We start from the raw sequence: 8545 nt of genomic DNA on the forward strand, positions 1-8545 counted from the left end.
AACGACATCTTCAGACCTTTCCCATGACCCCCGAACAAGAGGAGTGGCTGATCCGCAACCTTCAGCTTCAACAAGAACAGCTTCAAGAGATCCGAGCCGAACAGCAGAGAGCTGCCGAGCGGTTTGAGGCCCAGATGACGGAGATGCGGCAGGCCTTTGCCGCCCAAATTGCCGAGATCCGGGCCGAGCAGCAGCGGGCCGCCGAGCGTTTCTCCGCCGAGATCGCCGAGATCCGAACTGAGCAGCAGCGGGCTGCCGAGCGCTTTGAGGTCCAGATGGCCGCAATGCGAGCCGAGCGGCAGGCCATCGAAGCCCAGCTCCAGACCGAAATCCAGGAGATCCGGACGCTGATTCAGCACAACCAGGAGCGGATTCGCCAGAACGAAGAGCGGGGAGATGAGCTGGAGAGGGCCATCCAGGAATCCCGCCGCGATATGCAGGCCGGCTTTGCCGAGCTGAGGGAGGCGCAAGCCCTGATGATGGAGCAATTCCGGGAGCGGGATGGCCGCCTGATCGAGGCTCATCTGGGCTTTATTCGGGAAATGCGGGAGATGCAGCGGGAAGTGGCGGAGTTGCGCCTGGATTTTCTCAACCACATGCGCCAGTACCACCCGCCTGTCGAACGCTAGATGGCTACGACAACATCTGGCCGATCACCTCAGCTTGCGGTTATAGGGGTAGCAGCAGATGGCTCGGTGGCCTCCTGGGCGATTCCCCCCCTCTCCCAAGCGCAAACCTTGGCCGGGCCCTCCAGCTTGCTGCAGCACTTTGCTGACCATCCGGCCCGCCAGATCCGGCTTACTGGACCAGTGGAAAGTTGGATCCCGCTTTTGCAAAAGGAGCTGGCGCAGGGATCCCTGGTTTTGTTGGCCAGCGGGGATCCGCTGTTTTTTGGGATTGGGCGCCTGTTAACGCAGTACTTCCCGGCGGAGCAACTGGCCTTTTATCCCCAAGTCAGCTCAGTGCAGTTGGCCCTCAACCGCCTGCAGATCCCCTGGCAGGAGGCCACCATCCTCAGCCTGCACGGGCGGGGGGTGGAGCGGTTGCAAGACGCCCTTAGGCAGGGATCCCCTCTTATTGTGGCCCTGACCGATCCGGAGCACACCCCGGCGGCGGTGGCCCAGTTTATCGCCGACCTGCGGCTGCCGGTGCGCTACCAGGGCTGGGTGTGCAGCCAACTGGGATCCCCCCACGAGCAGATCCTGCCCCTGCAAGAAGGGGAGAAATCTGCCTTCCCCAGCCCCAACTTGGTGGTGTTGCGGCGCGTTGAGCCGGAACCGGATCCCCGCCGCTGGCCTTTGGTGGGGATCCCGGACGACCAGTTCCACACCTTTCCCGACCAGCCCGGCCTGATCACCAAGCAGCCCATCCGACTGCTCACGCTGGGGGCGCTGCAACTGCCGCGGCAGGGAGTGGTGTGGGATATCGGGGCCGGCACCGGTTCCGTAGCCGTGGAGATCGCCCGCCTCTCCCCCCAGCTCCAGGTCTATGCCATCGAGCGCAACGCCACAGGCATTTGTCTTATCCGGCGCAACCGCCAACGCTTCGATCTGGAAAACCTGCACGTGATCCCGGGGACAGCGCCCCGGGTGCTGGCCGACCTGCCGGATCCGGAGCGGGTGTTGCTGGGGGGAGGCGGCAAAGGGATCCGCGATCTGCTGCCGGCGGTGGCGGCCCGCCTGCGGCCTGAGGGGATCTTGGTGGCTAACTTCGCCACCCTGGAAACCTGCAGCGAAGCTCTGCAATGGCTGCGCTCGCGGGGCTGGCAGGTGCGGGTGGAACACATCCAGATCTCCCGTTCCACGGCCTTGGCCGAGGGCACCCGCTTTTCCCCGCTCAACCCCGTTTACCTGCTGCAAGGGATCCCTTCAAATTTGAGGTTGCAGTAACGGCCTCGTCGCCCTGCCCCCAGCTGGGGGCAATTTACCCCTCGTCCTCCTCATCGGTGGTGAAGCTCGGTCGGTACAGGTAGGAGGGGCGGTTGGTCTTCTTAATTTGATCCTTGATGGACTCCAGGTCGATGTAGCGATCCGCCAAGTTAATTAGCTGGTCGCTGGTCATCGAGCGCAGGCTAACTACCTCCACCCGCGCCCCTTGGTAGCTGACGGCATTGACTGCATAGGCCAGATCCCCATCGCCGCTCACCAGCACCGCCGTCTCGTACCAGCGCACCAGCGACAACATGTCCACAGCGATTTCCACATCTAGATTGGCCCGCTTGGAGCCATCGGGCAGTTGGGTCAGCTCTTTGGTAACCACACGGTAGCCGTTGCGGCGCATCCAGAGCAAAAACCCCTGCTGCTTTTCGTTGTTGCGATCGACGCCGGTGTAGAAAAAGGAGCGCAGGAGGGGAGAACGGCCGGTCAGCGTCTTCAGCAGGCGGGTGTAGTCGATCTCAATGCCCATCTGTAGGGCGGCATAGAAGAGGTTGGATCCGTCGATAAAGATGGCCACGCGCCCACGGTCGTCCTGGAAGGGATCCGGGGGCTGAAAGCCGGGCTCAGGATCAAGACGCAACATTCGGGCTTTCTTCTCCAAGTTTTGGCAAAGGGATAGAAAAAGATAAAGTATTAAAAGCTATAGGAACAAGGCGTCGGCAAAAAAGGCCCTGGCTGGAGAGATACGTCATTTACCCTAGCGCAGGAAGCTCCCTCCACCCGGAAGACTTCCAAAATCCTAAAGAAAAATACTCACCGGAGGACGCTTGCAGATGCCCGCCCAAGAGGGGCCGCCCCCTTACTGTTTTTCCACCCCCTTGCGCAGGGGGGTGTTGCGCAGCCGCTACCGGCGCTTCTTTGCCGAGGTGGAGCTGGAAAATGGGCAACCGGTAACCGCTCACTGCCCCAACACCGGGCCGATGACGGGGGTTTGCCAGGTGGGAGCGCCTGTGTACCTCTCCTATCACCCCGATCCCAAGCGCAAATTGGCCTACACCTGGGAGATGATCCAGGTGGAAGGGGTGTGGGTGGGGATCAACACCGGCCTGCCCAATCGCCTGGTGGAATGGGGGCTGGCACGAGGGTGGTTTCCCCAATTGGCGGAGTTCTCCCGCTGGCAACGGGAAGTGACTTGCGGCAGGAGCAAAATCGACTTCCTGCTGATGGGAGACTCTGGCTTGGCCTACCTAGAGGTTAAAAATACCACTTGGGCCGTGGGATCCCGCGCCCTGTTTCCCGATACGGTGACGACTCGCGGCCAAAAGCACCTGGAAGATCTCATCGAGATCCGCCGGCAAGGGCAGCGGGCTCTGCTGCTGTATTGGATCAACCGCGCCGATTGCACCGAGTTTGCCCCCGGCGAAGAACGGGATCCCCGCTATGCCCATCTGTTTCGCCAGGCGCTGCAGGCTGGGGTTGAGGTGCTGCCCTACCGGATCGCGGTCTCGCCACAGGGGATCCGTCCGCTGGGTTTGGCCAAAATAGTGGCCTGAGCGTCGTCTTGGAAACCTGCTGCCATGCAAGTGGCCACCTGGAACGTCAACTCCATTCGCACCCGGCTGCCCCAGGTTTTGGCTTGGCTGGACAAGCAGGGATCCCTGGATGTGCTCTGCTTGCAGGAGACCAAGGTGGTGGATGCGGACTTTCCCCGCGCGCCCTTTGAGGAGCGAGGCTTTTACGTAGAAGTGTACGGGCAGAAAGCCTACAACGGCGTTGCCCTCATCAGCCGGGAGGTGCCGGAAAAAGTAGAGCGTGGCTTTGGGGCCCTGCTGCCGGCAGCGGCGGAGCTGGACGAGCAAAAGCGGCTGATCGGCGGCCTCTACCGCGGCATCCGCATTCTCAACCTCTACGTGCCCAATGGCGAGGCGGTGGGATCCGACAAGTACGCTTACAAATTGCACTGGTTGGCCCGCCTGAAGGATTACCTCAACATCGCCCTGGGCCAGGGGCAGCCCATCCTCCTCTGCGGCGACTTCAACATCGCCCCCGAAGACCGGGATATTTACGATCCCCGCAAAGCCGGGGAAATCATGGCCTCGGAGCCGGAGCGGCAGGCCCTGCGGGAGATCCTGGCTTTGGGGTTTGAGGATGCCTTTCGCAAATTCACCCCGGATCCCGGACATTTTAGCTGGTGGGACTACCGCGGGGGTGGGTTCCAGAAGAACCGCGGCTGGCGCATCGATCACTTCTACCTTTCCCCTCTGCTCCAGGACAAAGCTACTGCCTGCTGGATCGACGTCGAACCGCGGCGGGCACAAAAGCCCAGCGACCATGCCCCTGTGGTTGTGGAGCTGGCAATCTGAAATCCCCAGGCTGCTCGCTTGCCAATCCTTAATTTCAAGACAACAGCGGCCACCTGCGTTAGGCTGATAAGTGTTAACGAATGTATCGGGCTATCGCGATGGCGCTCTTTGGTTTTGGCAAATTGGGCAAGAAACTGACCCTGCCCACCCCGGAGGAGGCTTTGCCGGGCCGCTCCGAGCCAATGGCGATCGTCAACCGGCACTACGTCAAGGGCACGCCGCTAAAGCCCCCCTTTCCGGAGGGCATGGAGCTGGCCCTGTTCGGCATGGGCTGCTTCTGGGGAGCGGAGCGCAGGTTTTGGCAGTTGCCTGGGGTGTTCACCACTGCAGTGGGCTATGCGGGCGGGTATACTCCCAACCCCACCTATGAAGAGGTCTGCACCGGCTTGACTGGCCACAACGAGGTGGTGCGGGTGGTTTACGATCCGGCTCAAATCAGCTACCTGCAGCTTTTGAAGGTGTTTTGGGAAAACCACGATCCCACCCAAGGGATGCGGCAGGGCAATGATGTGGGCACTCAGTATCGCTCCGGCATCTACGTCTATTCCCAGACCCAGCGGGAGCTGGCGGAAAAAACCCGCGACCTCTACCAGCAAGTCCTGAGCGCCCACGGCTACGGCCCCATCACCACTGAGATCCTGGAGGCTCCAGAGTTCTACTACGCCGAAGACTACCACCAGCAGTACCTCGCCAAAAACCCGCGCGGCTACTGCGGCCTGGGGGGAACTGGGGTACCGCTGCCGGAGCTCCTCACCCCCGACCTTTCTCCTTAGAGAGAGAGGGAACCTAAAAGATGCGACGGGAAGGGGATCCCCGCTCCAGCAGCTCCCTGGCCACCAGGGTCACCACTGCCAGCAAGGAGAGCACCACCGCTGCCGCATAGGCCGAGCCCGTGGCATAGCTGCGGTAGGCATCTTCCACAAACAAGGGAAGGGTCTGGGTACGGCCGATGATGTTGCCGGAGACCACGGCCACCGCCCCGAACTCCCCCATGGCGCGGGCATTGGTCAGGATGACGCCGTAGAGAAGGCCCCAGCGGATGTTGGGCAGGGTGATGCGCAAGAAGATCTGCCAGGAATTGGCCCCCAGCGTTTTGGCGGCCTCTTCCTCTTCGGTGCCGGCCTCTTCCAACACCGGCAGCACCTCCCGCACCACAAAGGGCAAAGTGATGAAAGCGGTGGCCAGCACAATGCCCGGAAAGGCAAAAATGACCCGCAGATTCCAGGATCCCAGCCAACCCTGACGGCCAAAGATCAGCACCAGCATCAGGCCGGCCACCACTGGCGAAATGGAAAAGGGCAGATCGATGAGGCTGAGCAGCAAGGCCCGCCCCGGAAAACGGCGGCGAGCCAGGGCCAAGGCGGCACAGAGGCCGAAAAGGGTATTGAGAGGCACGACAACCAAGGCAGTCAGCACCGTCAATCGGAGGGCACTGAGCAGCTCCCGCTCGGTCAGGTGCTGCAGAAAAGCTGGGATCCCTTCTCGAAACGCTTGGTAGAAGATGTTCACCACCGGGATCCCAAGCAGCAGGGCAATGTAGAGCCCGACAATGCCGATCAACAGGCCCGACAGCCAAGGGTTTGTCGATGGCTCCGGTTGGACCCCCGATATCCCGTCAGGTTTCATGGCGACTTCCCCAAGCTTGCAGAAGGTTAATCACCACCAGCGACAAGAAAGAGATCCCCAGCATCACTGTCCCGATTACCGTTGCCCCGGCATAGTCGTACTGTTCCAGCCGCTGGATCACCAGCATTGCCGCGATGAGATCCCGGAAGGGGATGCTGGAGGCGATGATAACGATGGAGCCATATTCGCCCACAGCGCGGGAAAACCCCAGGGCCACCCCGGTTAAAACAGCGGGCAAAATCTGGGGCAGCACCACCCGCCAGAAGGTCTGCCAGCGGGAGGCGCCCAAACTCCAGGCCGCTTCTTCCACCTCTTGTTCCAGCTCCTGCAGCACTGGCTGCACCGTCCGCACCACAAAGGGAAAAGAGATAAACAGCATCGCCACCCCCACCCCCAAGCGAGTGAAGGCAATGCGGATCCCCAAGGGGGCCAACAGGGATCCAATCCAGCCGTTGCTGCTGTAAACCGTCGCCAGGGTGAGGCCGGCAACAGCCGTGGGCAGGGCAAAGGGCAGATCGATCAACCCCTCGAGGAGCTTTTTGCCGGGAAAGGTGTAGCGCACCAACACCCAAGCCGTCAGGGTGCCCATTACACCATTCACTAAGGCCGCCAGCAGCGCAGTTACAAAAGTAACTTCATAGGCGGAGAGGGCCACCGGATCCGTCGCGATCCGCCAAAACTCCGCCCAGCCCACGCTGCTGGACTTAGCGATCAAGGCGGCCAGCGGCAGGGCCAACATCAGGAAGAGATAGCCCAAGCTCAGCCGCCACGGCCAAGACAGTTGAAACCCAGCTTGCTGCAACTTTCCTCAAGCTCCCAGCGACATCGGACTTCGTCCCGCCGTCGCCAGCGGGGTCATGGCAGTTTTCTTGTCGTTTTTTTTGAGGGGAAAGGCCTTGACCACCTTGGGACGGACATAGACCTGCTGCCCCACCTGCAGCGGCTGGCTGGCGTATTGATCCCGGCTCAGGTGGGCCCAGAGGGATCCGCCATCGCTCAAGACCAGCTCCGCCTGGATCTCCCGCCCCAGGTGGATGATCGCTTTTACCCACGCGGGGACGCCGCTGCTATTGGGGTTGACCTCGATCTGCACATCGTGGGGGCGCAAGAAAAGCTGGTGCGGGCCGGCCTGCGCTTCGGGAAGCTGGCAAGATAACAGGGAGCGGGGAGAGAGCTCGTTAACCGGGCCGATAAAGCTCATGACAAAGGGGGTGGCCGGGTGATCGTAGATCTCGGCAGGGGATCCCACCTGCTCGATCCGCCCCTGGTTCATGACCACGATCTGGTCGGCCACCTCCATGGCCTCCTCTTGGTCGTGGGTAACCAAGACGGTGGTGACGTGCACCTTGTCGTGCAGGCGCCGCAGCCACTGGCGCAGCTCCTTGCGCACCCTGGCATCCAGCGCCCCAAAAGGCTCGTCCAAAAGCAATACCTGCGGCTCCACCGCCAAGGCGCGGGCCAGGGCCACCCGCTGCCGCTGCCCCCCCGAAAGCTGCGAGGGATAGCGATCCCCAAACCCCGACAGTTGCACCAGCTCCAACAGCTCGTCCACCCGCGCCCGGATCTCGGCCCGCGAAGCTTTGCGGATCTCCAGGCCAAAGGCAATGTTCTGCCGCACCGTCATGTGCTTGAACAGGGCGTAGTGCTGGAAGACAAAGCCAACATTGCGCTCCTGGACGCTGGCGTGGGTGGCATCCCGACCGGTGAGGAAAATCCGCCCCGTGTCCGGCTTTTCTAGACCAGCAATGAGGCGCAAGAGGGTGGATTTGCCCGAACCCGACGGCCCCAACAGGGCGACCAGGGATCCCGTGGGAATGGTGAGATCCGTAGGGTGGAGGGCCTGAAACTGCCCAAAACGCTTCGATACCCCTGCGATGCTGATGCCCATAGGTTCTGCCTAGCTAAGGGTTGGCCGGACGGCGTTTCTGACGAAGGAGGGAGCCTCTAATCTACGGTAAACCTGTCAACAAACCGTTGATACAGCCCCCAGGATACCCCGAACGGGGAGAGGAAGACAAGGGATCGGTCTACAACTGGGCTTGGATGCGGTCAAACAAAGCCCCGTCGGCAAAGAAGCGGTTCTGGACAGCTTCCCAGCCGCCCAGGTCGGCGACAGTCACCAGATTTTTGATGGGAGGGTAGCGCCAGGCAAACTCTTGGGCCATCGTGGGCTCCACCGGCCGAAAACCCACCTCGGCAAAGGCCCGCTGCGCTTCTGGGGTAAACAGGTAGTCGACAAAGGCTTCGGCCACGGCGCGGGTGCCCTTGCGGTCCACGTTGGCGTCCACCACCGCCACCGCCTGATCGATGGAGATGTTGGGATCCGGCACCACGTAGGGCAAGGGCTGGCCGCGCAAGCCCGCCAGGATCACCTCATGTTCGTAGGTGAGCAGGGCATCCCCCTGCCCTTTTTGGAAAAAGACATCCGTAGCCTCCCGCGAGTCCCGCGGCAGGACGCGGACGTTTTTGTAGACCTGAGTAGTGAAGGCTAGGGCCTGCGGCTCAGGGACAGCGCTCCAGAGGGCCAAAAAGTTCCAGCGGGCGCCCCCGGAGGTTTTGGGGTTGGCAGTAACCACCTGCAAGCCAGGCCGAGCCAGATCCGTCCAGGAGCGGATATCGTGGGGGTTGCCCTCCCGCGTTACCATCACCACCACCGAACGGGTGACGATCCCTTGGTTG

At 61.7% G+C, this 8545-nt stretch carries 10 protein-coding genes; 5 read left to right on the plus strand and 5 right to left on the minus strand.

All coding sequences use genetic code 11. From position 1 onward, the window contains the following. The first annotated feature begins 23 nt into the window (after positions 1-23). Positions 24-629: a hypothetical protein gene (locus tag NW846_RS02745; RefSeq protein WP_414402643.1), complete on the plus strand. Its 606-nt coding sequence runs from the start codon at positions 24-26 to the stop codon at positions 627-629. Further along, positions 630-1889, plus strand: a complete 1260-nt coding sequence (cbiE, locus tag NW846_RS02750) for a precorrin-6y C5,15-methyltransferase (decarboxylating) subunit CbiE (protein ID WP_099812468.1) — start codon at positions 630-632, stop codon at positions 1887-1889. 34 nt (positions 1890-1923) lie between these two features. Here cbiE and NW846_RS02755 read toward each other — a convergent pair whose 3' ends face one another. After that, on the minus strand, positions 1924-2520 hold the full coding sequence (locus NW846_RS02755; protein WP_011429371.1) for an NYN domain-containing protein: 597 nt from the start codon (positions 2518-2520) through the stop codon (positions 1924-1926). 190 nt (positions 2521-2710) lie between these two features. On the opposite strand from NW846_RS02755, the gene sfsA reads away from it, so the two are divergent. The 3 genes from sfsA (at position 2711) to msrA (ending at position 5013) form a co-directional block, all read left to right on the plus strand. Then, a complete protein-coding gene (gene sfsA, locus NW846_RS02760) occupies positions 2711-3430 on the plus strand; it encodes a DNA/RNA nuclease SfsA (protein ID WP_011429372.1) in 720 nt (239 codons plus the stop codon). Between the two features lie 24 nt (positions 3431-3454). Then, positions 3455-4240: an exodeoxyribonuclease III gene (gene xth, locus NW846_RS02765; RefSeq protein ID WP_099812467.1), complete on the plus strand. Its 786-nt coding sequence runs from the start codon at positions 3455-3457 to the stop codon at positions 4238-4240. Between the two features lie 98 nt (positions 4241-4338). Continuing rightward, positions 4339-5013 (plus strand): peptide-methionine (S)-S-oxide reductase MsrA, encoded by a 675-nt coding sequence (gene msrA, locus NW846_RS02770; protein ID WP_414346886.1) that lies wholly within the window; start codon positions 4339-4341, stop codon positions 5011-5013. A 13-nt stretch (positions 5014-5026) separates the two neighbouring features. On the opposite strand, the gene cysW is transcribed toward msrA, so the two are convergent. The 4 genes from cysW to NW846_RS02790 form a co-directional block, all read right to left on the minus strand. Further along, a complete protein-coding gene (cysW, locus tag NW846_RS02775; protein WP_414346879.1) occupies positions 5027-5866 on the minus strand; it encodes a sulfate ABC transporter permease subunit CysW in 840 nt (279 codons plus the stop codon). Next, positions 5856-6668: a sulfate ABC transporter permease subunit CysT gene (gene cysT, locus NW846_RS02780; protein WP_414346880.1), complete on the minus strand. Its 813-nt coding sequence runs from the start codon at positions 6666-6668 to the stop codon at positions 5856-5858. Before cysT ends, cysW begins: the two co-directional genes overlap by 11 nt. A 6-nt stretch (positions 6669-6674) precedes the next feature. Next, positions 6675-7754, minus strand: a complete 1080-nt coding sequence (locus NW846_RS02785; RefSeq protein WP_414346881.1) for a sulfate/molybdate ABC transporter ATP-binding protein — start codon at positions 7752-7754, stop codon at positions 6675-6677. A gap of 139 nt (positions 7755-7893) precedes the next feature. Further along, a partial coding sequence (locus NW846_RS02790) for a sulfate ABC transporter substrate-binding protein (RefSeq protein WP_414515235.1) occupies positions 7894-8545 on the minus strand: 652 nt, incomplete at its 5' end.

It is taken from the genome of Synechococcus sp. W60.3 (genome assembly GCF_047502615.1).
Lineage (GTDB): Bacteria > Cyanobacteriota > Cyanobacteriia > Thermostichales > Thermostichaceae > Thermostichus.

What these genes read in the sequence shown, in the direction of transcription:
- NW846_RS02745 (WP_414402643.1), top strand. Translation starts at nt 24, where the DNA reads ATGACCCCCGAACAAGAGGAGTGGCTGATCCGCAACCTTCAGCTTCAA.
- cbiE (WP_099812468.1), top strand. Translation starts at nt 630, where the DNA reads ATGGCTACGACAACATCTGGCCGATCACCTCAGCTTGCGGTTATAGGG.
- NW846_RS02755 (WP_011429371.1), bottom strand. Translation starts at nt 2,520, where the DNA reads ATGTTGCGTCTTGATCCTGAGCCCGGCTTTCAGCCCCCGGATCCCTTC.
- sfsA (WP_011429372.1), top strand. Translation starts at nt 2,711, where the DNA reads ATGCCCGCCCAAGAGGGGCCGCCCCCTTACTGTTTTTCCACCCCCTTG.
- xth (WP_099812467.1), top strand. Translation starts at nt 3,455, where the DNA reads ATGCAAGTGGCCACCTGGAACGTCAACTCCATTCGCACCCGGCTGCCC.
- msrA (WP_414346886.1), top strand. Translation starts at nt 4,339, where the DNA reads ATGGCGCTCTTTGGTTTTGGCAAATTGGGCAAGAAACTGACCCTGCCC.
- cysW (WP_414346879.1), bottom strand. Translation starts at nt 5,866, where the DNA reads ATGAAACCTGACGGGATATCGGGGGTCCAACCGGAGCCATCGACAAAC.
- NW846_RS02785 (WP_414346881.1), bottom strand. Translation starts at nt 7,754, where the DNA reads ATGGGCATCAGCATCGCAGGGGTATCGAAGCGTTTTGGGCAGTTTCAG.